This window comes from Agrobacterium vitis (assembly GCF_037039395.1).
In the GTDB taxonomy this organism is placed as follows: Bacteria; Pseudomonadota; Alphaproteobacteria; order Rhizobiales; family Rhizobiaceae; genus Allorhizobium; species Allorhizobium vitis_E.
This window is the reverse complement of record NZ_CP146242.1, coordinates 1,883,216-1,907,578: the sequence shown is the minus strand read 5'-3', so window position 1 is coordinate 1,907,578 and position 24,363 is coordinate 1,883,216. Positions and strand designations below refer to the sequence as shown.

Sequence of the window (24,363 nt, the reverse complement as noted above, 5' to 3'; positions counted from 1 at the left end):
CCCTTTTTGTCTAACTGAACCTGTACGCTCAGCCGGGTCGATGAGACGCCGGCTGTTGGTAAGCGACCGGCTTTATTCTGCGGCTTCCGCCGTTTTCGGCATTACGGACACGAATACGCGGCCGTTGGACTTCGTACGGTAGGTGACATTGCCGGTGGTGAGTGCAAAGATCGTATGGTCCTTGCCCATGCCGACGTTTGCGCCCGGATGCCACTGCGTGCCGCGCTGACGAACGATAATATTGCCTGGAATGACGACTTCGCCGCCGAACTTCTTCACGCCAAGGCGCTTGGACTCGGAATCGCGACCGTTGCGCGACGAACCGCCAGCTTTTTTATGTGCCATTGGAGTTCTCCTTTAAAACCTGGTTTCCCGTTGACCGATTACGCAGCGACGATGTCGGTGATGCGAACGACTGTGTGGTGCTGGCGATGGCCGCGCGACCGCTTGGAATTCTGGCGACGGCGCTTCTTGAACGCGATGACCTTCTTGCCACGGTTATGCTCGACAACTTCAGCCTTCACGGTTGCACCAGCAACAAAAGGCGCACCGATCGTCGCATCGGCACCAACGCCAACAACGAGAATTTCGGTGAATTCAACGATAGCACCAGCTTCGGCTTCCAGCTTTTCGATGGTCAGCACGTCGTTGGCGGCTACGCGGTACTGCTTACCGCCGGTCTTGATGACTGCGAACATATTTTATCCTTCCATGTTCGTTACCGGTTCTGACCGGCAGGTGCCGGACGACCGTCTTTTTGTCAGTCGGATAGCAGATCTTGAGATCTGCCGGTGGAAACCTCTCGGCAAAGCGAGAAGCGATTATAGACTTGAGAACCCGCACAGAGGGATCACCCATATCTAAAGTCGCACGTCGCATACGTGAGAAGCCCCAACCTGTCAAGGCGAAAGCCCCTAAACACAAAGAGAATTCCTGACGATAAACCACCCACGCATCAAATCACGTCACCCATTGTCTTTCCTGCAACAGGAGACGGCAGATCCACTCTGCGATCCATCCGGGCGATCCACCACGCAGCAGAGAATTATGCTTTTTTCGCTCTTGCCAGCCCCCTCAATCGCCGCTATGAGACAGCCCGCGCTACACAAGCGCCGACCAGACCCGCGGAGAGGTGGCTGAGTGGTCGAAAGCACCGCACTCGAAATGCGGCATACGGGCAACCGTATCGTGGGTTCGAATCCCACCCTCTCCGCCATTTATTACCTCAGCCCCCTGTTTCCAGTTCCAAAAGCTCGCTTTCATACCGGAAACGGCTGCGTTCGGGTGAAGGTTCGTGGGCAAGTGGTTTTGTTTCGGCCAGCAGTCTGTCGGCCATTGCCGTGGCCCCGTCAGCAATCGCCTGCTTGCCGATGAAGCCGCCGGGGAGTTGGATGGTGGCGGTCATGGCGTGGATCAGGTGATTGAGCAGGGTGGCATCCGGCAATTCGGGTGCCTGCCAGAAACTGGCGAGGCTTTGCTGGTGAGTGAGGCCAGGTACGTCATAGATTGCCGGCGCAAGTGCCATGACCGGGACGGCCTGTTGTAGCGCGGTCAGGCCGACCGTGGAATTTACCGTCACCAGGCCGCGGCTCGCCCTTATCAGGGCCGTCAGGTCGCCGCCGTCAATCACATCGACCTGATGGGCAATGCCGCAGCGCGTTGCCATGCGCGCTATTTCTGATGACCAGTCGCGCAAGCCGTTGTCGATCGGATGGGTTTTGAACAGCAATCTGCTGCCGGATGGCGCGTGGCGGGCAAAGGAACGGATCACGGCTTGCAGGATGCGAAACAGGTCACCCATCGGCGCATGGCGACGGATCTGATAGTCCCCCGGCAATTGCAGCGGGAAAAGATAGAAGTCGAACTCCTTGTCCGTTGCCAGATAGCGTTGTTGCAGGCGCAATGCCTGCGCCTTTCGCCGGCGTGCGGTCAGGCCCTTGCGAATCCATCCGCTATATTCCACGACGGGATGGACAGGGCCATGCGCCTTGTAATGCGGATGCAGCAGCCAGCCGAGCGCGACATTCGGGATATGATAGATCAGGTCATAAAGCGCATAGGTGAGAAAGCTGGACGGATAGGGACTGCGCGGCTGAGGAGCCTCGACACCCTGCGCCAAGGCCACGATTGCTTGAGGATCGACTGGAAAACGCGACTGGCTGGACATGCCAAACGGCTCCACCGTCAACCAGTCTGGCCGCAGATAGCCATGTTCGAAAATATGGGCGCGCAGGCCAAGCCTGGTGCATAGCGCAACGGCAGCAGCGTGTTTGGGTCGCCCATCGCCCAGCATCAGCACATCGGTAATGCCGTGGCGCAGAATGAGCCGCTCAAGAAAGCCGGGCCAGGCATCATCCCGGTCGCGAAAAAAATCAAAAGGCCATTTTTTCCAGAAAATGACATCACCTGAACAAAAATTGACCTTACGCACGGCAATGTCGCGCGTCTCAAAGACCCTTGCGAGTTCGGTGAGAAACGGCGAGGCCGGGCCTTGGAGAAACAGAAATGTGCGTCGCTTTGTCACTCGATATAAACGATTCTCTAACGAATCCCTGCCTTCTGTGGTGTTTAAGTCATACGACAAATTTATAACATGGCCTATAAGGGCCGTTGAATTGAAAAACTTGCGTGGAAATTGAGACGAGGGGTCGCGTCCGCAATGACATCAGTTGAGCCGACAAAGGCCGTATTGTTCCTTCAAGGGCCTCCCTCCATTCTCTGGACGGAATTTGCAAGAGCTTTTGAACAAGCGGGCGTAAAAACCCATCATGTGAATTTTACGTTGGGCGATTTTCTGTTCTGGCGCAAACGCGGCGCTAAAAATTACCGCGGTTCCTTTTCCAAATGGCCAGCCTATCTGCGGCGGCTGATTGCCGAAAAGGGCATTACCGATATCGTCTATTATGCGGACCGCCTGCCCTATCACGCCAAAGCTGCTGAAATAGGCGCTGAAATCGGTGTCCGCTGTCACGCGGTCGAATGGGGCTATCTGCGGCCTGACTGGCTGACCTTCGAGCGCGACGGCATGGGCCGCTTCTCGCATTTTCCCAACGATCCGAAGGCTATTCGCGCCATTGCCGCCAAGGTGGAAGAACCTGATATCGCGGTGAAATATCCGCATACATTCGGACAGGAAGCTGTCAACGAAGTGATCTACAACCTGCTGAATTTCTTCGGCAGACCCTTCTATCCGCTTTATAACGCGGACAAATATTATTCTGCCCTGGTGGATTATCTGCCCTGGCTGCTGAAAGCTGGCGTCAAGCCTGCCCGCCTGCCGGAGGGGTTTCTGGAGGACGGCCAGCCGCCTTTCTATCTCGTCGCCCTGCAATTGCAGAGTGATTACCAGATCCGCGCCAATTCCCCCTATCGGCATCTGCGCGACATGATGCGGCAGGTGATCGCATCCTTCGTCAAGAATGCGCCAGCGGGTAGCAAGCTGCTGTTCAAGCAGCATCCGCTCGACAATGGCCTGGAGCGTTGGCACAAGGTGCTTCGCCATATCGCCCGCGAGTTCAAGATCGAGGACCGCGTCGTCTTTATCGAGGAAGGCGACCTGCATGATATTCTGGAAAAGACGGCGGGCGTGGTCATCGTCAATTCCACGGTCGGCCTTCACAGCCTGCGCGCCCAAAAGCCAACCATCGTGCTGGGCTGCGCAGTGTTTGACGTGCCGGGGCTGACCCATCAGGGCCGGCTGGATGATTTCTGGAAGCGGCCGGAGCCGGTCGATCCGGAATTGATGCGCGATCTCGTCAAGGCCATGGCCGCGACCATTCAGATCAAGGGCGACTTCTTCAACAAGGCGGGCCGTCAGGCAGCCATTGGCGCCATGGTGCAGCGGGTTATCGAGGGAACGGTCAATATGCCCGACGCCTTCATCGATCCGCCACCGCGGCTTACCTCGCCCAAGGGCATCCTGACCGTTCTGGGAAGACCCGTCGAACTCGATTGGGAAGAAGACGCGGCGGTGCCTGATATGACCTATGCGCGGTCCGGCCCAACCCGCTGAATTCGCCAGTCAGGACTTCATAAAAAAGGGCGCGGAGTGAAAAACTCCGCGCCCTTTTTAGCAGAATAACAGCCAATCAATGCCGGAAATGGCGCACGCCGGTAAAGACCATGGCGACACCGTGCTCGTCGGCAGCAGCAATCACCTCGGCATCGCGCATGGAACCGCCCGGCTGAATCACCGCCGTCGCACCGGCGGCAATTGCAGCCAGCAATCCATCAGCAAAGGGATAGAACGCTTCGGAGGCGACGGCAGAGCCACGGGTCAGCGGCTCGGCAAGCCCCATGGCCTTGGCCGCGTCCTCGGCTTTCATCGCGGCGATCCGGGCGGAATCCACCCGGCTCATCTGGCCTGCACCGATGCCGACCGCCTGGCCGTCCTTGGCATAGATCACTGCATTGGATTTCACATGCTTGGCGATCTTGAAGGCCAGTTTCATGTCTTCCAGCTCGGCTACGGTCGGCGCGCGCTTGGTAACCACCTTCAGGTCCAGATCTTCCACCACCAGATTGTCGCGGCTTTGCACCAGCAGGCCACCCGATACTGTCTTGGCAGTCAGACCTGGCGCGCGTGGGTCGGCCAGGCCGCCGGTGGTCAACAGCCGGAGATTGGCCTTGCGGGCAATGATGGCCTTTGCCTCTTCCGTGACATCAGGGGCGATGATCACTTCGGTAAACAGCTTGACAATTTCTTCGGCGGTTTCAGCGTCCAGGGTCTGGTTCAGCGCGATAATGCCGCCGAAAGCCGAAACACTATCGCAGGCCAGGGCCCGGCGATAGGCATCGGCGAGCGTCTTGCCGACCGCGACACCGCATGGATTGGCATGTTTGATGATAGCGCAGGCCGGGCCGTTTTCAGGCAGAAATTCCGAAACCAGCTCGAAGGCGGCATCCGTATCGTTGATATTGTTATAGGAAAGCTGCTTGCCCTGCAAAAGCGTGGCAGTTGCGACGCCCGGGCGCTGATCGCCGGTAACGTAGAAACCTGCTTTCTGGTGCGGGTTCTCGCCATAGCGCATTTCCTCGCGCAGGCTGCCGCCGATCACCCGATTGCGTGGCGTCTCGATGGCAAGCGCCTCGGCAAACCAGTTGGAAATGGTTGCGTCATAAGCGGCGGTGCGGGCGTAAGCGCGGGCGGCAAATTGCTGGCGGAGCGCATAAGGCGTGTGACAATCGTCAGCTTTCAGCGCTTCCAGAAGCTGGGCATAGTCGGCGGGGTCGGTCACCACGGTGACATAGGCGTGGTTCTTGGCAGAGGCGCGGATCATTGCCGGGCCACCGATATCGATATTTTCGACCGTGGTCGGATAATCGCCGCCCGCCGCCAGAACTGCCTCGAACGGATAAAGATTGATGACCGCGAGATCGATGGCCTCGATCTTATGGGCCTGCATGGCCTTAACGTGGTCTTCATCGTCGCGGATGGCGAGAAGGCCGCCATGCACGGAAGGATGCAGGGTCTTGACCCGGCCATCCATGATTTCCGGAAAGCCGGTCACTTCTGACACGTCGGTGGCGGGCAGGCCTGCCTCGATCAGCGCCTTGTAGGTGCCGCCGGTCGATAGCAGCCGCACACCCATATCGTTCAAGGCCCGGGCAAGATCGACAATGCCGCTCTTGTCGAACACCGACAGCAGGGCGGTGCGAATCTGCACTCTGTCCGGAACAGGGATTTTCTTCGAGACAACAGCCATGGCCTTCACTCCGAAAGAGCAATTCCTGGATGGACTTCAAAAGCATCCCATATGTGGAATTGCGTGAACAAAAATAACCGAGACAGCCCGCAGACCGGCGGCAAGCATGATGCCTGCCCGCCTAGCACAGCATATTGCCAGAGGAAACAGCCTTATCCCTGCTTTGAAAAAAACCACCAGATTTCCGGCGTTTCCAGGACAAGCTCGATCTGTTCGGAAGCCTGAATGCCGGAAAGGCCCGCGAAAAATACGTCCTCGGCAATCACAGGATAGCCGGTGGGAGAGGAAAACATCCAAGTCTCGCTACCACCATTGGCGGTCAGCCGGATGTTGTGGTCATCCTCCTGGGTGAGGCGCACCGAGGGGTGAATGTGAAAACGGATGATGACCCCGCCCTTCGGCATATCGGCCAGCGGCTGGCCCTTGTCCGATAGCAGCCGGTCATGCCCCACCAGCTTGGTGCCCGTCGCATTAAGGCGCAGATCACGCTCATGCAGACTGTTAAAACCCCTGAGATAGCCGTCATGGCGGGCGGTCAGATGGTCGCTGCCATCGTCACCGGCCCGGCGCATCACCTCCACCGAAGAGACGCCGCCGACAATGACCGGTCCCAGAAACCGCGAGGTCGAGATGCGGCAGGAGGATTGATCGCCGATCACCAAAGTCGAGTGGGCTGCCGTTGCCCGCGCCATCTGCCTGTATCGCTCTCCGGCAAAACGCGGCGTGCCGGAATTGACCACCAGCCGATGGCGCCCGCAAGACAGCTCGAAAGACAGGCAACCCGCATGGGCGGTGCGGCTGACATCGCCTTTCGCAGGCACGCCGGTATCGACCAGAACGACGGCACCGCCGGCCGCCAACCGCTGATAATGGCTGTGCGGCAAGGCCCGGAATGGCTGGCCGCCGCTTTCGTCATAGCGCAGCACCGACATCAGATCATTGGCAAGCGTTGCCGTGGCGCCATTGAACAGCGCCAGATCGCCATTGCTGTGGCGAAAGAACCTTATGGCGGGAAACATCCGGTCGATGGTGGAAATCAGCTTGATCGGCACGTCATGACCGAGATTGACATAGGTCTGCCGCAGCGGCAGCAAATCGAACAGGATGTCGAGTGCTGCCTGCGGATTGCGGGAGATATGCCCACCATCGGCCAACACCTGCCGCTCCAGTTCCAGGTCAAGGAAATGGGCCGCCTTGCGGATCTGGCGCGCCGAGGCCGACATGGCAATCGAGGCCATGGCCAGAGCGATGCGCAATTTCAGCCGGTCCACTCCGTCAGGGGCGAGGTCGGCGCTCAGTCCGGCATAGGCAACCTGACGGCTGAGACTTTTCAGGAAACGCCGGTAAAACCCGCTCTCGCAATCCTGGAGCACAACCGGCGAATGGGACAGCCAGGCAATGATCCGCTGGCCCAGTATGCCAGCCTCCCAGCCGATTCCAACCCGCTTGCCGTTCAGCTTGATCCAGCTATCGACAATGGCGCGCGCATGGGCCGATGCTTCCGGTGTCTTGTTGGCGCGGATATGCCGGAGCCAGGAAAAGGAATGGAGCTTGGCGGCAAACACCTGCGAGGGCAGTTCCAGGGTGAAGGGCGAGGCGCGTCCGCATTCCAGCAAGCGTCCCGCAAGCGGAAAGCGTCCTTCGAAAATCTCTGTCGCCACATGGGCATCGACCACCCGCAGATCGGTCGGCGCCACCAGCAGGCGGACCTGCCGACGGTGCAGCCGCGAAAACGCAGCACGTACGGGCAACCAGCCGCGCCGCTTCCATCGCCGCCAACCTTCGCGGACGTAGAGCACCGGCAAACTCTGGCCCTGTTTCTGTGGCATTCGACATTCCGTTGCGCGCAATCCCGCTTTGGCCCTGCGCGATAAAAGTATGAGGCTGATAAACCGAAATCGAAGGATGTCGGTTTATCAGCCGCCAATTGTGTAAAGATTTATTTAAACCCGACGTAAACGGCAGGCATAAAAGCCATCCAGTCCGCCCGCATGGCTATCGCCGCCCGGCAACATGGCAAGCCCAGGCAACATAGCAGGCGTGGTGCGAAATTCGCCAAGCGGAGTGATCGCGTCTTCCAGACCCGGCCAGTCGGCGACCTGCATCGCAACCCGCTCCAACTCTGGATGATCGGCAAGAACCCGAGCCACAACATGCTCGCCCTCCTGCGGATCAAGCGAGCAATTGGAAAACACGATAGAGCCGCCCGGCGCCAGCAGCGTCACGGCGTGGCGCAGCAACCGTTCCTGCACGCCCGCCAGCTTGACGATGTCCTGCGGACCCTTGGTGTAAAACACGTCCGGATGCCGACGCGTCGTGCCGGTGGAAGAACAGGGCGCATCCAGCAACACGGCGTCAAAGCCCGGATGGTCCTCCCCTAGCGTGAACTCCATCAGGTCCTGATGAACCAGTTGCGCTGAAAAGCCCAGCCGTTGCAGGTTGCCATCCAGGCGCTTCAGCCGGTTGGCCGATTGCTCGACCGCCGTCACCACCGCGCCCGCGGCAGTCAATTGCGCCGTCTTACCGCCGGGAGCAGCACAGAGATCCACCGCCCGCTTGCCTTCTAGGGACCCGAACATCCGCACGGGAAGGGCAGCCGCCGCATCCTGAACCCACCAGGCGCCCTCTTCGAAACCGGGAAGCGCTGAAACCGCGCCGGCAAAGCTTGCCAGCCGGATGCTGCCGGTCGGCAACACCACGCCATTGAGCTTTTCGGCCCAAATGGCAGGATCGGCCTTGACGGTCAGGTCGATGGCAGCCGGGGTCAATTGGGCCTGCGCAATCCGCCGAGCTTCCTCCTCCCCATAGACTGCGATCAGCCGTTCGAAGAACCAGTTGGGCATGCAGATGACATCTTCGACATCCGCCAAAAGTGCCTGCTTTTCACGGCCCAGCCTGCGCAAAACCGCATTGACCAGCTTGGCGAACCGGCGGCTGCGCGGATCGCGATTGGCCTGTTCGACGGCAAGATCGACAGCGGAATGATCGGGGACATCAAGGTAGACCATTTGCGCGGCGGCAACGATCAGCGAATGATAAAGCGCGCGCGCACCGTCGGGCAAAGGCGCGTCCAGCAGCCGGGCCAGCATGGCCTCGATGCGGGGCAGAAAGCGTAAGGACGTATTGAGAATGGCCCGCACCAGACCACGATCGGCCTCCGACAGGGCGGCATAGGCCGGATTGCCATGGTCACCGTCCATCATGCCATCCAGCGAGGTCTTTCGGTCGATCACCGCCGCCAGAAGACGGCTCGCGGCCATGCGCGCTTCCAGCCCCGGCTTGTCGTCATACGCTGGCCTGCGCGGCTTATCGGACTTGGGCCTGGATTGGCCATCCTGTTTGCCATGGGTGGACTCCCGATGGCCGGAGGATGGTTTATCGGTTGGAGATTTGCCGCGTCTTTCGTTCAATTCCATGGTCCCTTCGGGGCGTCATTATCCTTGCCGCGCCGTCCGATTTTGGGAACGGAGCGCGTGCCTGCGCCTCCCTTAACACCCCAGGGATCATCCGTCGATCTTTCCGCGCCACCGCCCCATGGGCCTGAAGCAGCAGGCTTGCTATGCTGCGGGCGATAGACGTTTGCCTGACGCGCGCCCATCTCCTGCGCCAAAGCTTGCAGCGCAGCGATCCGGTTGCCGGTATCGGGATGGGTGGAAAACAGGCTGTCCATCTTCTGGCCCGACAAGGGATTGATGATGAACATATGAGCTGTGGCCGGATTGCGCTCGGCCTGATAATTGGGCTGGTGAGCGCCAGCGATTTTTGCCAGTGCCGAAGCCAGCCATAGCGGATTGCCGCAGATTTCCGCGCCACGCCGGTCAGCGGCATATTCGCGGGTTCGGCTGATAGCCATCTGCACCAGCATGGCGGCAAAGGGCGCGACAATCATCGCCACGAGCGGACCGATAATGCCACCGCCATTGCCGTTTTCGTCGCGGCGACCGCCAAAGAAGAAGGCAAAATTGCCCAGCATCGAAATCGCCCCGGCCAGCGTCGCGGTGATCGTCATGGTCAGCGTGTCGCGGTGCTCGACATGGGCAAGCTCATGGGCCATCACGCCCGCCACTTCTTCCGGCGTCAGCGCCTGCAGCAGGCCGGTCGAGGCGGCAACGGCAGCGTTTTGCGGATTGCGACCGGTGGCAAAGGCATTGGGCTGCGGATTGTCGAAAATATAGACCTTGGGCATCGGCAGACCGGCATTTTGGGTGAGACCACGGACGATCTCATAAAATTCCGGCGCATTGCGCGGATCGACCTCCTGGGCGTGATAGGCCGACAGCACCATCCGGTCGGAATTCCAGTAGGAAAACAGGTTCATCGCACCGGCAATGACCAGCGCGATCATCATCCCGGCCTTGCCGCCAATCAGGAAGCCGACGCCCATGAACAGGGCGGTCATGAATGCCAGAAGCATGGCGGTGCGCATGATATTCATCGGGTCCTCCAAAAGGGTCCGGCAGCGGAGAGGGTTTTCCAGCTCGCTGCGATGTCCTACATATGTAAAGACCATCGATCATTTTCAATTGCTACAGGATGGATGCCGAATGGACGAGCACCAGAACGACAGACAAGATCCCGGCACAGCAAACAGTGCTGGCACCGAAGCCGCACTGAAAACGCTGTCGCCTGCCGCAGCCCGTGCGCTGGCCGAAGCCGAGGAGCGCCGCAAGGCGGAGCAGGCCCAAAAGCCGGCGCCGGAAGTCGGTGGACGCGGCGGCGCGGACCCGGCCCGGTTCGGCGATTGGGAAATCAACGGCCGCGCCATCGATTTCTAAGGTCTCTCAAGTTCGGATTGAACCAGCCAGACGACAAACCCGACTGGGCATCGAAAGCCACTGCCCTCCAATGGCCGTTTTCCTGTCGTAATCACGTCTCGGTGAAAGCTTGTTTTATCATGAAACCTTTTGCCCTGCGCGACGTTCATGCCAGCGGAACTCAGGAAATGTTCAGAGGAACTCCATGAAGAAAATTTTTCTTGCTTCGGTTTTTGCCATTGCGGCGATGGCCGGCAGTATTATCCCCGCTTACGCTCAATCGGGTATGATGCCTCCACCGGACGAGCGCCGTGGCCCGCCGCCGCGCCATATGCACCGCCCACCACCGCCGCCGCCGCATTGCAAGGTTCGCAAAGTGGTTCGCTGGCACCATGGCGAGAAAATCGTCAAGAGGGTACGGGTCTGCCGTTAATGGCATGACGCATGCCAATGCTGTATAATTGCCGCAATCACCTGTGATTGTTCAAGCTGAGGCCCGCACGTGGATAGCACGTGTGGGCCTCAGCTTTATTGAGAAGCCTGGACTTTTCTCTGCTGTACTTTTCGCTTCGGTGCAAATCGGTTAGCTTGGCGTGATCGTCTGGGTTTCGCGGCGTCTATCGGGAAAGACTGAAACGGATTTCTTCGTCCGGATAAAAAGCCGGGATAGACCGCAAAGAGCCAGGCAAAGAGACAGAGGCACGATCAAAACCGCGATGACATCCCACTCCTTCGCACGCAGGCGGCTAGCCTCTCGAACACTGTCGTGCGGGACAATCGCAGTCCTTTGTGCCATGGCCCTGTCCTCCGCCAAGGCCCAGCAAGTGCCAGCCCCGGATAGTCCAGCTTCGACGCAGCCCTCCATAACGCCCAACAGCCCCAGCAACCCAACAAGCCCGGGCGATATTGGCCCCCAGGCAGGCCCAGACGCTTCGAGCCAGACGAGCCCCGACGATCCCGCCGGTGCTTTGCGGGCCAAGCGTGAGGACGTTTCCCGTCAATTGCAGGATCTGTCCCAATCCATGCAGCTTTCCTCGGAAAAATCCGAGGAGCTGCGCAAAAGCATCGATGCGCTGGATAAGAGCAGCACCAGCCTGCGCCAGGCGCTGATCGATTCTGCCGCACGCCGCAAGGATCTGGAGCAAAAGATCGCCGATGGCGAAAAGAAGCTGGCGGACTACGGTGTCCGGCAAGACGTCATCCACAAATCGTTCCGGGCGCGGCGCGCCGTGCTGGCCGAGGTGCTGGGTGCCCTGGAGCGCATGGGCCGCAATCCGCCGCCAGCTCTGCTGGTCACGCCGGAAGATGCCTTGGGGGCGGTGCGCACCGCCATTCTGCTTGGCGCTGTGGTGCCTGGCATGCGCAAGGAAACCGAGAAGCTTGCCCAGGATTTGCAGGAGCTGACCAACCTGCGCAAGGCAAGCATCGATGAGCGCGAAAAGATGGTCGCCAGCCTGAAAAGCCGCCAGGAAGAAGAAGCCCGCATGGACATGCTTCTGGCTGAAAACGCCCGCCTGAGCCAGCAAAACAACGCCCAACTGCAAGAAGAACTGGCGCGCTCGCAGGAGCTTGCGCAGAAATCCTCATCGCTTCAGGGCCTGATCGGCAGCCTGGAAAACGAAATCGCCTCTGTGCGCCAAGCCACCGACCAGGCAAAGCTGGAAGAGGAAAAGCGCCGCCAGATGACCGATGCGCAACGGGAGCAGGCGCGCCTTCAGGCCCAGACCACGCCGCCCGATAAAAACCGCATTGCCCCCGCATTTTCCTTTGAAGAGTTGAAGGCGAAGCTGGAACTTCCGGCTGTGGGCGATGTATTGCGGCAATTCGGCGATCCCGACGGCACCGGTCACGAGGCCAAGGGGATTGTTCTTGCCACCGCGCCGGCAGCCGTGGTGATTGCCCCCGCCGACGGCACGGTGGTGTATGCGGGACAGTTCCGCAGTTACGGGAAAATGGCCATCCTCAATACAGGCAACGGATATCACATAGTTTTGTCCGGCATGGACCGTGTCAACGTGCATGCCGGACAATTCGTGCTGTCCGGCGAGCCGATTGGTGCTATGGGTGAAAAGAGAGTCGTCAGCGCAGCTGCTTTCGCGCTGGAAACAGATCGCCCAACCCTTTACATAGAATTCAGAAAAGACGGTAACTCGGTTGATTCCCGACCATGGTGGGCGAAGGACGCCGGAAAGGTTCGCAATGATACGTAGGGCTTCTATAATGCTGGTTGGCGCGCTGATGGGCGCGACGGCGATGAGCGTTGTTTATTCGGCTGGCGTTCCTGCCGAGGCGGCAGGCAATTCCACTTACAAGGAACTGGCGATTTTTGGAGACGTGTTCGAGCGTGTCCGCGCTCAGTATGTCACGCCTCCCGACGAGAAGAAACTGGTCGAAGCCGCCATCAATGGCATGTTGAGCTCTCTCGATCCCCATTCCAGCTACATGAACGCCCAGGAAGCGGCGGACATGCAGACCCAGACCAAGGGTGAATTCGGCGGCATCGGCATCGAAGTGACGATGGAAAACGACCTGGTCAAGGTCATTACCCCCATCGACGACACACCCGGCGCAAAGGCCGGCATTCTGGCCGGCGACATGATCTCCGAGATCAATGGCACACCCGTACGCGGCATGCAGCTCAACGACGCCGTTGAAAAGATGCGTGGCGCGGTCAATACGCCGATCAAGCTGACCATTTTGCGCAAGGGCGCTGACAAGCCGATCGAGATGAGCGTCATGCGCGAAATCATCCCGATCCGCGCCGTCAAGTCTCGCGTCGATGGCGATGTCGGCTATGTCAGGGTGATCTCGTTTACCGAAAAGACCTATGACGATCTGGAAGCCGCGATCAACAAGATCAAGAAGGAAGTCCCGGCCGATAAGCTGAAGGGCTTCGTTCTCGACCTGCGCCTCAATCCGGGCGGTCTGCTCGATCAGGCGATTTACGTCTCCGACGCCTTCCTGCAGAAGGGCGAAATCGTCTCCACCCGCTCGCGCGATCCGGAAGACACCCGCCGCTTCAATGCCACCGCTGGCGATCTGACCGATGGCAAGCCTTTGATCGTGCTGGTCAATGGTGGTTCGGCCTCGGCATCTGAAATTGTCGCTGGCGCGCTTCAGGACCTGAAGCGGGCAACCGTGGTCGGCACCCGCAGCTTCGGCAAGGGTTCCGTGCAGACCATCATCCCGATGGGCGACAAGGGCGCACTGCGCCTGACGACGGCGCTCTATTACACGCCATCCGGCAAGTCGATCCAGGGGACGGGCATCCATCCTGATATCAAGGTGGAAGAACCGCTGCCCGCCGATCTGCAAGGCAAGCTGCGCACCGAGGGCGAATCCTCGCTGCCGGGCCATATCCAGGGCCAGAGCGAGACGGAAGAAGGCTCCGGCTCGGTTGCCTATGTGCCGCCGGACCCGAAGGATGACGTGCAGCTTAACTACGCACTCGACCTGCTGCGCGGCGCCAAGACAGACCCGTCCTTCCCGCCGGACCCAAGCAAGGCCGTGCTGGAAAGCGCCAAGAAGAAGTAAGGACCAGATTGTAGGTCCTCGAAATGCCGGCCTCGGGGCCGGCATTTTTCGTTTATAGCGCCTTTCCCGTTGCACGCAGGCAAAGCTTGAACCGTATGGAAGGGAAAGGCATGGTCATCGAAATGGCGAAGTGATTCGCGGCATGGAGAGGACAGTCCAATCCAATGCGCCGAAGGACATGACATTGAGCGCTGATCTGCACGCAGCTTTGGGCCAGAACCGCAAGAAGCGCCGCACGGGCGGTCCGAAAATCTCTCCCTTCAAGGCACTGACAGCAGCAAGCTCGGTCGCTCTTCTCGGCCTGTCCGTTTACACAACACTCACCCCGCTTCCGCTGCGCAATCCGCCTCCGCTCACCACGACCCAGCCGGTTGCGGCGGCCGTTCCTGCCGAGGAGCCAGCCGCGAAAGCGCCCGGCCCGTCCCGCAGCATGGAAGCCCGCGCCCCGACCTCCGGCGCCACAGTAGAGCGCTCGACCCTGCCGGACGGTTCGGTTGTCACCAAATATTCACCCGCCAGCCGGGGCGGCTCCGGCCCGGCCCTGGTCGCCACGCCGCATGTGGGCCAGGACGCCCGCGTGGCAACGATGCCCAATCCGGACCTGTTGGAAAACAGTCCAGAGGGGCAAATCCCGGTGACGGGACGCGACGGGCTGCGGCCCGTCGAGCAATATGCACGGCCATGGTCAGGCGCGCATGGAACACGGGTGGCCATCGTCGTCAGCGGCCTCGGCCTCAGCCAGACAGGCACCCAAAGAGCAATCAAGCACCTGCCGGAACAAGTGACACTGGGTTTTGCCGCCAGCGGCAACAGCCTGTCGCGCTGGATGCAGGAAGCGCGGCGCGGCGGCCATGAGATCCTGTTGCAGGTGCCGCTGGAGCCTGTTGGTTACCCGGCAAATGATCCAGGCCGAGGCACATTGCAGGTTGGGCGCCCCGCCACTGACAATCTGCGTGACCTGCATAAGGCCATGGCCAGCATGACCAATTATACCGGATTGATGAATTACATGGGCGGGCGTTTCCTGTCCGACAGCGGCGCGATGGACCCTGTCATGCGCGATATTGCGGCGCGTGGCCTGCTGTTTCTCGATGACGGCTCCTCGGCAAGATCCCTGACAGCCACATTCGCCAAGGCGATGAACATGCCGTTTTCCGTCGCCGATCTGCAATTGGACGACCAGATCCAGGAACAGGCCATCCTGAAACGGCTGGACGAGCTGGAGCGGATTGCCCGGCGCAATGGCTCTGCCATCGGTGTTGCCTCGGCGTTTGATGAAAGCGTCAATGCCATTGCCAAATGGGCGGAAGGCGCCAAGGCACGCGGCATCGAAATCGTCGGCGTTTCCGCCCTTGCCATGGAAGCGCAACAGTGATTTTTACAGGCGGCCCGATGATCTATAGCATGTCACGTGATGAGGTAATCACCTGACATGCTATAGAATTTTGTTTTCGCATGTCTTTTTCCCGAAACCGCTGCACACTTTCGGGAGACATGCTCCAGTGAGGACACCATGACCCAGACCACCGTCAAAGCCGAGGATCTGCCCTATCGCCCCTGTGTCGGCATCATGGTGCTGAATGCGCAAGGACTGGTCTGGGCCGGCCGCCGCATTCCGCTGCTCAATTCCGAATATGATGGCTCGCCGCAGCTCTGGCAGATGCCGCAGGGCGGGATCGATCCGGGTGAAGACCCGAAAGAGGCAGCCTATCGCGAGCTTTACGAAGAAACCGGCATGAAAACCGTTACCCTGCTGGCCGAAGCGCCGAACTGGATCAATTACGATCTGCCGCCAGCCCTAATCGGCATTGGTCTTCGCGGCAAGTTTCGCGGCCAGACACAACGCTGGTTTGCTTTTCGCTTCGACGGCGACGAAAACGAAATCCAGATCAATCCGCCGCCGACCAGCCAGCATGCCGAATTCGATGAATGGCAATGGAAGCCAATGGCAGAACTGCCGGACCTGATCGTGCCATTCAAACGCGGCGTCTACGAACAGGTGGTCGCCGCCTTCCGGCATCTTTCCCCTGCCGAGGCCTGACGGTTATCAGTAGGCGGCCCGCAACAGTGGCATTTCCACAAAACCGCGATTGCCGTTATCGGCCCGGCTATTCGTCAGGTTATCGGCAACCGGCATGCGGATGGCAGGCACCAGCATTTCCACCTCGTCGCAATAGCGCTCGGCATTGGCGATAGCCTTATCCAGATTGCTGACCCGCTCCGGGTCGAGGCGGTGCAGGCTGGTGCGATATTCAAACATATCGCGATAGGCGGCGCGCTCGATGATCGGCGTCGCCAGAACCCGCACTGACCGTTCAGCCAGAAGCAGTTTGACGGCACGAAGCGCGCGGGTGGTGACCAGTGAATTAACCCGCGACAGAACCACAGAATGGGGAATGCGGATATTGCCCTTGCTGTACAGATATTGCAGCAGTTCGATTACCTGGGCGCCGCCCTGGGCATCCATGGCACTGCCCTGGATGGGGATCAGCACATGATCGGAAAGACCAAGCGCCGTCGCCAGCAAGGGTGATTGCGCGCCGGGCAGATCGACGATCACATAATCGGAGCTGCCACGGTAAGCCTCGATGGTGCGGGCCAGGGCATTGACGGAGATATAGGTGGCGACGCGCAAGTTGCTGGCATAACCGTCCGCGCCCTCGAACCAGCGGGAAATCCAGCGCTGCGGATCGGTGTCGATCACCGAAACTGAGTAGCCCCGGCGCACCAGTTCCGTCGCAAGCAACAGAACCGCCGTGGTCTTTCCGGCACCGCCCTTGGTATTGGCGAAGGTAATGATGGGCATGAAGCAACCTCGGTCAGCCATAACGGAGCCATGCATCGCTCTCCAAGAGCCCAAACATATCGGGCAACCCATTCGCATCGGGCAAATCCATTGTGACGCCACATGGTTAACCGGAGGTTATTTGTTGGACGAAATACGACGGCAGATCAGGGCGCGCCAAGTTCGTTTCCAACCATAAGCCCCATATCTTTTGCGCACTCATCCCCGCCGAAAAACTTAACCCACTACCTTGTATAAACAGATAGCTTGTTATATTCAAAATACAAAGCTGAGGTACCCATGACTGACTCGATCCAAGTTCAATTGCGGAAAGGCGCCCTCGACCTCTGCGTCCTGGCTGTGCTTTCTCACGGCGAAAGCTATGGCTACGAAATCGCCAGTACATTGGTCAGCGCCGTCGGCATGGGAGAAGGTACGATCTATCCGCTGATGCGTCGAATGCAGAATGACGGATTGGTGGCCACCCGCATCGTTGAGTCCAGCAATGGGCCACCACGCAAATATTATCGGCTCACGGAACAGGGCCGAACAATTTTCGAAGCTCATCGCCGCGACTGGCGCTCCTTTGCAAGCGCCGTCGATAAACTTCTTGAGGATTTGCCATGACCAAGGATGCCTTCTTACGCATGCTGAGACTGGGGCTGGCCAGTTTGCCTGCTCAAGAAGTGGATGACATCGTCGCCGATTATCAGGCTCACTTTGCCGAATCAGCCGCTTCCGGCCGCAGTGAACAGGAGGTTGCGGCGGCCTTGGGCAATCCGGCCAGAATTGCCAGGGAACTCAGAGCCGAAATGGGGCTGCGCCGTTTCGAATCCCATTGGAGCCTGTCGAATATGCTGGCGGCCATGATGGCGCTGGCAGGGCTCGCCATCGTTGACATCCTGTTTTTACTGCCCCTGCTTACCGTGGCGTTCTTTATCGTGTTCGGCCTTGGCGTTGCACTCACGGCCATCGGAGCGGCGGGCGTGAAAATCATCATTACCACGATGCTGTTTCCCCTAGATGGACCAACAACAGAAACGCTGTCGCAACTGCTGATCGGCGCGGGCCTTGTCAGCGGGTTCCTGGGCGGCGGCGCATTGTTGTTGATGGGGCTGGGCACCGGTATCCGCATACTCGGCCACTATGCACGGCTGCATTTTCGCCTGGCTCAATTAAGCCCGGATCACGCTTGAGCTTTCCCTGACACCTCATTGAAGGAACGGACAATGACGAGAAAATTGGCATTCGTTGCAACGACGGGACTGATTGGTGCAGTCGTTTTTCTAACATTGGGTATCGGAATTTCAGGCGAAAATTGGGGTGGAGCCCGGCAATTGTGGGCAACGACATCCTCCAACTGCGGATCGAGCCAATCCACCAACCATCAGGTCACCCTGCCCTTTACCGCCAGCGACAGTCTTACCATCGATTTGCCGGCTTCGGTCCGCTATCAGCCTGGCGATAAGGCGGAAGTAATCGTCAGTGGCGATCCTACCCTGGTTGAACATGTCCGATTGGATGGCCACCGGCTGAGCCTGGATTGCCATCTGGGCTGGTCTCAATCAAAACTCTATATCAGCGTGTCGGGGCCTGCGATAACAGACTGGAAGCTGCTTGGAAGCGGCAACCTATCGCTATCGCACATCAACCAGCCTCAATTGCGATTGAGCATAAAGGGGAGCGGCAGCGTTTCCGCGACGGGAGCTGCCGAGACGGTCGATGTGGACATGTCAGGGTCGGGTACCGCCCAGCTCAAGAGGCTGACGGCTCAGTCCGCACGAATCGTGATCCTCGGCAGCGGGAACGCAGACATGACAGCGCTGAAAGATGCGGATGTGTCTATTTCCGGGAGCGGCAATGTTGATCTCGCCGGTCACCCGACGTTGCGGCGTTCAGAAATCAACGGCAGCGGTCGCATCGTGCAAGCACCCTAACCTCGTCGAGCCCTTCAAACTCGACTGCATTGTTTTACATTCGCCCCCCAAAATTCCCTGTTCCCCTCCTGCCGACAATACCCTATGGTTGCATCAGGATTGGTCGGAACGGGGCCAGTCCCGGAGCCTAGAAAACTCCTTACCATGCGGTCGGTGTCGGCCGTTAAATGACACCCCTCAGCCATAGGTTTGTGGCTGAGGCGGTGGGCCATGTTTATATGGTCTGCTCCCACCATTCTTTATGGTCGGGGAGGCCTCGACGCATGTCCAGAGCTTCGGCTTAAAGGTCGAGGCGGTCGTCATGGTACGATTTTTCTAGCTCCCCGGCCACCAGAGGCTCACGCCTCCGGTGGTCGATCGGTTTCTAGATGCGGGAGGGATGGACAATGGCCGATTACAATCTCTGGGCTGATCTTTTCGATACATGGCAATCCTCATCCAACTGGATCAAAGCTTTGCTGATTGTCACCCCACCTGCTTTCGGCTTGGGCGTGTTAGGGCTGTTGCTGCGCCACCGCACGCGGTTGCAAACAGAGCCACCTTTGTCGGGCCATTATCAGTGGATGAAGGAGCAGCCGACTGGAGACATCATCGCCGCTGAAACAGTCGACATGCTCCTGCTGAATTCGCTGATGGATTTGCAAGCTCGGCTGGAGGAGGCAAAGCAAGCACTCCAGCACCCGGATCTGAAGCATTTCCAGGACAAGTGTGAAGCGATTTTGCGTTCGGAAATGCCTGAAAACAAAGAGAGTGAGAATTTTGGCGGGTCAATGAAACGCGGACACGCTCTCATCTCCTCGTCGCCTCCCGCAGACAGAGACAATGAAGAGATCCGCAACCAAATTCACCAGATCATTGTCGAAAAATACCGCAACAACCGCCCACCAGAAGAAGCGCTCCTTCGTGCGCGACAGGTCTTCCTGGAACATGATACCGAGCGGAACGTCCCGGCACCGTGAGCTATAGCATCGTGCAGAAAAACCGAACCAGAGTACACGACACAAACGGCTCTCGGCTTTGCCGCCCCCTCTTGCCTCTGCCGCCACCTTCTCCCCGATGGAGAGAAGAGACCTGCGGCATCCTCTTGTGCCTTCTACACGCCGCAAAAACTGATAAACTCCTTTGCCCGCAGCCTTAAGATGAGGCTCAGTGCTGTCGTGTGGACCTCTTCTCCCCAGCGGGGAGAAGTCCCCGGCAGGGGGATGAGGGGGGCGAAGCCAATTGATCAAGTTGCGTCGTGTACTATGAAAACCGCACAAGTCCGACTGCTATAGCTTTCTGTTTTCGTTTGTCTTTTCCGGAAAACTGGTGACCAATTTTCCGAAGTAACCTCTAGCGCCTCCGGTCCTCTGCCAGAATTTCCGGTGCAATCTGGTGAAGCGGTACGGTCCTGTCGACGCCGCCATGGGCGATGGCTTCCTTGGGCATGCCGAAGACAATGCAGCTTGCCTCGTCCTGGGCAAGCGTGAAGGCCCCGGCCTGATGCATTTCCAGCATGCCGCGCGCGCCGTCATCCCCCATGCCGGTCATGATAACACCCATGGCATTGGCGCCTGCCGAGCGGGCCGCCGAGCGAAACAGTACATCCACGGACGGACGATGACGCGACACCAGCGGGCCTGATTTGACCGAGACATGATACCGCGCCCCTTGGCGCTCCAGCATCATATGGCGATCGCCAGGTGCGATCAGAACATGGCCGCGCAGCACCGGATCGCCGTTTTCGGCTTCCTTGATTTCCATTTCACACAGGCCGTTCAAGCGCTTGGCAAAGGCCGCCGTGAATTTTTCCGGCATATGCTGCACAATGACGATGCCCGGGGCGTTGGCGGGCATTTTTTCCAGGAATTCCCGAAGCGCCTCGGTGCCACCGGTCGATGCTCCCACACAAACCACCATTTCCGTGGTCTTGGCCATGGCGCGGCCGGTCGGTGGTGGCAGCATGGCATCCGCGGTCAGTTTCTTTGCTGGCTCACCGCTGGCGGAAGCACGGTCCATCACACTGGACTTTCGCGTTCCGAGCCGCGCCTGGGCCGCACTTTTCACCACCTGGCAAATTCGTTCGGCCTGCTCAGCCAGGTGATCCGCAGCGGCGATCTTCGGCTTGAGAATGATGTCGACCGCGCCCGCCTCCATGGCCTGCATCAGAGTTTCGCTGCCGGCCTCCGTCAGGGAGGAGCACATCACCACCGGAATGGGGCGCTGCGACATCAGCTTGCGCAGGAAGGTGATGCCGTCCATTCGCGGCATTTCAACATCCAGCGTGATCACATCCGGAATTTCCTCGGCAATGCGCCGGGCGGCAACGAAGGGGTCGGAAGCGGCTCCGATGACCTCGATGTCCGGATCGGATTGCAGGACATTTGTCAGGATTTGCCGGACACTGGCTGAATCGTCGACAATAAGGACGCGAATTTTCTTCGGCATCTGACAATCATACCTTCCTGAACACCGTATTGGCCAATTGCTTGAGCGGAAGATCCAGCCCAGTAATTGATTCGGAATGGCCTATGAACATATAGCCCCCTTGGCCAAGGCAATCGCATAGGCGTCGCAGCACCTTGAACTGCGTATTTTTATCAAAATAAATCAATACATTACGGCAGAATATAATATCCATCGGTTCCCCCACCTGATAGCTGTCGTCCATCAGGTTGAGCCGGGCAAAACCGACATGGGTGCGAAGTGCTGGCGCGATCCGTACCTCGCTCCGCTGCTTGTCACGCGCGTGCATCACATACCGCGCCGCCATGGTGCGCGGCACCGGCTCCAGCATATCGGCAGGATAGACACCGCGGCGGGCCTTTTGAAGCACATCTGTCGACAGATCCGTTGCCAGGATATGATAGTCCATCCCGTTGCGGCGTTCCGTATATTCCGCCATCACCATGGCAAGCGTATAGGGCTCCGCACCGATGGAGCAGGCCGAACTCCAAATGCGAACCCGGCGCACGCCCCTGGCCTCCAGATCCGGCAAGGCCTTTTGCGTCAAATAGTCGAAATGGTTGGGCTCGCGGAAAAAGTCCGTCTTGTTGGTGGTTACCGCATCGATCAGGTGGACGGATTCGGTCGCAAGACCGCCCTCATCGAAAATATAATGGCAATAGCTGTCGAAGTCCGTAAAGCCGGTAGCGCGCAACCGCCTGCGCAACCGGCCCTCCAGCATCGTCACCTTGGTTTCCGGCATCTTGATGCCGCTATATTCAAAAATGTAGTTCGACAGACGCCTGAAATTTTTCGGGCTGATTCTGTGGTCCCCAACAACTGCTTCTGCCAATGCATTCACGCTGGCGGCCTCCCTGTAATGGTTTTTCAGGCGACGGCAAAAGCCGGTGCGGAAGAAGAGGCAAGGGCAGTTTCATCGCCCGAAAACAACCGCGCCAGATCAATGATCACCACAAAGCCCGCCTCACGCCGCACCACGCCCTGGATATAGTCTGAGCGCCAGCGGATGCCGATATCGGGCGCCTGCTCGATATCGGCGTGCCGGAAAGGAATGACCTCGAAGACCTTGTCGGCCACCACCCCGACCGCAAGACTGCGGTCGGTAAGTGGCACATCCATCACGAGAATCCGGGTATGCGGCGTCTTCACCGTGCGCGACATGCCAAGCCGCAGACGAAGATCAATGACCGGCACGCCCTGGCCCCGGACATCCCGCAGGCCCAGAAGATAATCTGGTCCATGCGGGATCTTGAACGGGTCCTCGTGATCGAGAATTTCCCGGACCACGGTAACGGGCACGGCAAACACTTCTTCACCAAGGCTGAAGGTGACGAATTGCGATTCTGACGATTGTCCACTCATGTTACGCGCTTTCCTGAAAGAGGCGATCCTCCTCATCCGGACCGCCCATGGAGAGATCGAGGGCAAAGCCCTTGGCTCTCGCCTGCTGGGCAGCAACCGTCTGAGACGATGTCGGTGTGCGGGGTTTTGCCGGTGCAGCCGTCCGCGCTGGCGCAGCGCGAGCGGCAACAGCCCGGGTCTGTTGTGCAGGCTTCTTCTGATGCGCACCATCAACCTTGAAGAAGGCAATGGAAGCTTGGAGTTCCTCGGCCTGAGCGGCCAGTTCTTCAGAGGTTGCAGACATTTCTTCCGAAGCGCCCGCATTCTGCTGTGTCACCTTGTCGAGCTGCTGGATCGCTTCGTTGATCTGGCTGGCACCAACATCCTGCTCGCGGCACGCCGCCGAGATCTCGGAAATCAGGTCTGCCGTCTTGCGGATATCAGGAACAAGCCGCGTCAGCATTTCACCGGCTTCCGTTGCCACCTGTACCGTCTGGCCAGACAGTGTGCTGATTTCAGCCGCTGCCGCCTGGCTGCGCTCGGCAAGCTTGCGCACTTCAGAGGCAACCACTGCAAAGCCCTTGCCATGCTCACCGGCACGGGCGGCTTCAACCGCTGCATTCAAGGCCAGCAGGTCGGTCTGACGAGCGATTTCCTGGACGATGGAGATTTTCTCGGCAATCGTGCGCATCGCGCCAACCGCACGGTTTACCGCTTCGCCAGAGGCTTCCGCATCCTTGGAAGACTGGCGGGCGATCTTTTCGGTCTGAGCGGCATTATCGGCATTCTGCTTGATATTGGCTGCCATCTCTTCCATCGAGGCAGAGGCTTCTTCAGCGGACGAGGCCTGTTCCGTCGCGCCCTGGCTGACCTGCTCGGAGGCAGACGACAGTTGCTGGCTACCCGAAGACACATTGTCGGAGGCCGAAAGCGCATCGCCAACCACGCCGCGAAGACGCTCCACCATTAGCTGCAAGGACTGGCCGAGCGTATCCTTGTCGGACAGGGATTTCGGCGCCACCGTCAAATTGCCATCGGCAATCTGATTGGCGATAGCTGCCGTTTCCCTGAGGTTGCCGGTCATCACCTTGACGCTCTCGACGACATCGCGGATTTCATCATTGGTTCTGATGTCGATATCCTGATCCAGATCGCCAATGGCAACGGCATCTGCAACGGACTTGATCTTTTTCAGGCCGGAACTGATGCTAATGGCGATCCAGATGGCAGCGACAAACGCCAAAAGCATTGCCACTGTGGCGATGGATATCATCAAGGTCTTCGTCTGATCATAAAGAATGTCTGTGTCGCTATCGGCCTTAGCCATGGCCTTTTTCTGGATATCGATGAGCTTTGCGACAGCTTCTCCCATTTTTGCTGCACTGTCTCGGATTGATCCGTTAGACAATGCGATCGCAGCATCTAAATCGCCCGCAGCCTGGACAGAGGGAAGACGGCTCGAAGCTTCCTTGAAAACAGCGCCGGTCGCAATCAAAGCCTCCCAGTATGATTTGCCTTCAACACTGGCAATGGTCCTTCCAGATTCAGCAAGTTGAAGCATATCCTCGATATTTTGCGCCCCCGCCTGATAATACTTTTTCGCATCATCAGCGCTCTTAGACAGCAGGGCATTTTTCTGGGCGCGAATTGTTTCCGACATTTCATTTGAAGCGGTAAGCGCATATTCTAGGCGCTTGGCCGGGCCCGCGATAATATCAGTACTGGCCTGATTGATTGTCGAAAGACTCGTTATGCCATAGAATGCCATCACTCCTAGCATAATGATCATTAAGCCGAAGGTTACGGCCAGTTTCAGTTTGATCGTGAATCGCATGGTAGTCCCCCAGGTATTTCCGCGTATT

At 58.7% G+C, this 24,363-nt stretch carries 23 protein-coding genes and 1 tRNA gene; 12 read left to right on the top strand and 12 right to left on the bottom strand.

Translation table 11 applies throughout. The features are described 5' to 3' along the window. Window positions 1-72 precede the first annotated feature (72 nt). Together rpmA and rplU are read right to left on the bottom strand one after the other, a co-directional pair. On the bottom strand, window positions 73-345 hold the full coding sequence (gene rpmA, locus V6582_RS11470) for a 50S ribosomal protein L27 (RefSeq protein ID WP_015917517.1): 273 nt from the start codon (window positions 343-345) through the stop codon (window positions 73-75). Between the two features lie 38 nt (window positions 346-383). Further along, window positions 384-698 (bottom strand): 50S ribosomal protein L21, encoded by a 315-nt coding sequence (gene rplU / locus V6582_RS11465; protein WP_015917518.1) that lies wholly within the window; start codon window positions 696-698, stop codon window positions 384-386. A gap of 428 nt (window positions 699-1,126) precedes the next feature. Between rplU and V6582_RS11460 the strand changes: the two genes are divergently transcribed. Continuing rightward, a tRNA-Ser gene (locus V6582_RS11460) sits at window positions 1,127-1,216 on the top strand. A gap of 9 nt (window positions 1,217-1,225) precedes the next feature. On the opposite strand, the gene V6582_RS11455 is transcribed toward V6582_RS11460, so the two are convergent. Beyond that, window positions 1,226-2,524 (bottom strand): capsule biosynthesis protein, encoded by a 1,299-nt coding sequence (locus V6582_RS11455; protein ID WP_337739213.1) that lies wholly within the window; start codon window positions 2,522-2,524, stop codon window positions 1,226-1,228. Between the two features lie 135 nt (window positions 2,525-2,659). Between V6582_RS11455 and V6582_RS11450 the strand changes: the two genes are divergently transcribed. Then, the gene (locus V6582_RS11450) at window positions 2,660-4,012 is read left to right on the top strand and encodes a capsule biosynthesis protein (protein WP_156631371.1); all 1,353 of its coding nucleotides are present in this window, start codon (window positions 2,660-2,662) and stop codon (window positions 4,010-4,012) included. Between the two features lie 76 nt (window positions 4,013-4,088). On the opposite strand, the gene purH is transcribed toward V6582_RS11450, so the two are convergent. The 4 genes from purH to htpX form a co-directional block, all read right to left on the bottom strand. Further along, a complete protein-coding gene (purH, locus tag V6582_RS11445; RefSeq protein WP_156631372.1) occupies window positions 4,089-5,705 on the bottom strand; it encodes a bifunctional phosphoribosylaminoimidazolecarboxamide formyltransferase/IMP cyclohydrolase in 1,617 nt (538 codons plus the stop codon). 152 nt (window positions 5,706-5,857) lie between these two features. Further along, window positions 5,858-7,534 (bottom strand): heparinase II/III family protein, encoded by a 1,677-nt coding sequence (locus V6582_RS11440; protein ID WP_156631373.1) that lies wholly within the window; start codon window positions 7,532-7,534, stop codon window positions 5,858-5,860. 114 nt (window positions 7,535-7,648) lie between these two features. After that, on the bottom strand, window positions 7,649-9,121 hold the full coding sequence (locus V6582_RS11435) for an RsmB/NOP family class I SAM-dependent RNA methyltransferase (RefSeq protein WP_156631374.1): 1,473 nt from the start codon (window positions 9,119-9,121) through the stop codon (window positions 7,649-7,651). After that, window positions 9,112-10,140: a zinc metalloprotease HtpX gene (htpX, locus tag V6582_RS11430; RefSeq protein ID WP_156631375.1), complete on the bottom strand. Its 1,029-nt coding sequence runs from the start codon at window positions 10,138-10,140 to the stop codon at window positions 9,112-9,114. The genes V6582_RS11435 and htpX overlap by 10 nt, the downstream gene beginning before the upstream one ends. Before the next feature lie 109 nt (window positions 10,141-10,249). Between htpX and V6582_RS11425 the strand changes: the two genes are divergently transcribed. The 6 genes from V6582_RS11425 to V6582_RS11400 all read left to right on the top strand — a co-directional run bounded on the left by V6582_RS11425 (window position 10,250) and on the right by V6582_RS11400 (window position 16,034). Next, window positions 10,250-10,480 (top strand): DUF1674 domain-containing protein, encoded by a 231-nt coding sequence (locus tag V6582_RS11425; RefSeq protein WP_156631376.1) that lies wholly within the window; start codon window positions 10,250-10,252, stop codon window positions 10,478-10,480. Between the two features lie 184 nt (window positions 10,481-10,664). Then, the gene (locus V6582_RS11420; protein ID WP_070152659.1) at window positions 10,665-10,892 is read left to right on the top strand and encodes a hypothetical protein; all 228 of its coding nucleotides are present in this window, start codon (window positions 10,665-10,667) and stop codon (window positions 10,890-10,892) included. 283 nt (window positions 10,893-11,175) lie between these two features. Continuing rightward, window positions 11,176-12,669 carry a murein hydrolase activator EnvC family protein gene (locus V6582_RS11415; RefSeq protein ID WP_156631377.1) on the top strand — a complete coding sequence of 498 codons (1,494 nt, stop codon included), beginning with the start codon at window positions 11,176-11,178 and terminating at the stop codon, window positions 12,667-12,669. Beyond that, window positions 12,659-13,993, top strand: a complete 1,335-nt coding sequence (locus tag V6582_RS11410; protein ID WP_156598684.1) for a S41 family peptidase — start codon at window positions 12,659-12,661, stop codon at window positions 13,991-13,993. Before V6582_RS11415 ends, V6582_RS11410 begins: the two co-directional genes overlap by 11 nt. Before the next feature lie 184 nt (window positions 13,994-14,177). Continuing rightward, window positions 14,178-15,368, top strand: coding sequence for a divergent polysaccharide deacetylase family protein (locus V6582_RS11405; protein WP_156631378.1), 1,191 nt, complete (start codon window positions 14,178-14,180; stop codon window positions 15,366-15,368). Between the two features lie 138 nt (window positions 15,369-15,506). Next, complete coding sequence (locus V6582_RS11400) at window positions 15,507-16,034, top strand: RNA pyrophosphohydrolase (RefSeq protein WP_156631379.1); 528 nt, start codon at window positions 15,507-15,509, stop codon at window positions 16,032-16,034. A gap of 6 nt (window positions 16,035-16,040) precedes the next feature. Here the strand turns inward: V6582_RS11400 and V6582_RS11395 are convergent, their stop codons facing one another. Next, complete coding sequence (locus tag V6582_RS11395; protein ID WP_156631380.1) at window positions 16,041-16,799, bottom strand: AAA family ATPase; 759 nt, start codon at window positions 16,797-16,799, stop codon at window positions 16,041-16,043. Between the two features lie 279 nt (window positions 16,800-17,078). On the opposite strand from V6582_RS11395, the gene V6582_RS11390 reads away from it, so the two are divergent. The 4 genes from V6582_RS11390 (at window position 17,079) to V6582_RS11375 (ending at window position 19,674) form a co-directional block, all read left to right on the top strand. Continuing rightward, window positions 17,079-17,405 (top strand): PadR family transcriptional regulator, encoded by a 327-nt coding sequence (locus tag V6582_RS11390; protein ID WP_060718769.1) that lies wholly within the window; start codon window positions 17,079-17,081, stop codon window positions 17,403-17,405. Then, window positions 17,402-17,974, top strand: a complete 573-nt coding sequence (locus tag V6582_RS11385; protein WP_156631381.1) for a DUF1700 domain-containing protein — start codon at window positions 17,402-17,404, stop codon at window positions 17,972-17,974. Before V6582_RS11390 ends, V6582_RS11385 begins: the two co-directional genes overlap by 4 nt. Before the next feature lie 33 nt (window positions 17,975-18,007). Further along, window positions 18,008-18,715, top strand: a complete 708-nt coding sequence (locus V6582_RS11380; RefSeq protein WP_156631382.1) for a GIN domain-containing protein — start codon at window positions 18,008-18,010, stop codon at window positions 18,713-18,715. A gap of 386 nt (window positions 18,716-19,101) precedes the next feature. Beyond that, the gene (locus V6582_RS11375; RefSeq protein ID WP_156631383.1) at window positions 19,102-19,674 is read left to right on the top strand and encodes a protein kinase; all 573 of its coding nucleotides are present in this window, start codon (window positions 19,102-19,104) and stop codon (window positions 19,672-19,674) included. A 373-nt stretch (window positions 19,675-20,047) separates the two neighbouring features. Here V6582_RS11375 and V6582_RS11370 read toward each other — a convergent pair whose 3' ends face one another. The 4 genes from V6582_RS11370 to V6582_RS11355 are packed head-to-tail and all read right to left on the bottom strand — an operon-like array spanning window position 20,048 to window position 24,335. Then, the gene (locus tag V6582_RS11370; RefSeq protein ID WP_156631384.1) at window positions 20,048-21,142 is read right to left on the bottom strand and encodes a protein-glutamate methylesterase/protein-glutamine glutaminase; all 1,095 of its coding nucleotides are present in this window, start codon (window positions 21,140-21,142) and stop codon (window positions 20,048-20,050) included. Window positions 21,143-21,149: 7 nt separating this feature from the next. Then, complete coding sequence (locus tag V6582_RS11365; protein WP_337739214.1) at window positions 21,150-22,001, bottom strand: CheR family methyltransferase; 852 nt, start codon at window positions 21,999-22,001, stop codon at window positions 21,150-21,152. A gap of 26 nt (window positions 22,002-22,027) precedes the next feature. Beyond that, on the bottom strand, window positions 22,028-22,522 hold the full coding sequence (locus tag V6582_RS11360) for a chemotaxis protein CheW (RefSeq protein WP_156631385.1): 495 nt from the start codon (window positions 22,520-22,522) through the stop codon (window positions 22,028-22,030). A gap of 1 nt (window position 22,523) precedes the next feature. Next, window positions 22,524-24,335, bottom strand: coding sequence for a methyl-accepting chemotaxis protein (locus V6582_RS11355; protein ID WP_156631386.1), 1,812 nt, complete (start codon window positions 24,333-24,335; stop codon window positions 22,524-22,526). Between the last annotated feature and the right edge of the window lie 28 nt (window positions 24,336-24,363).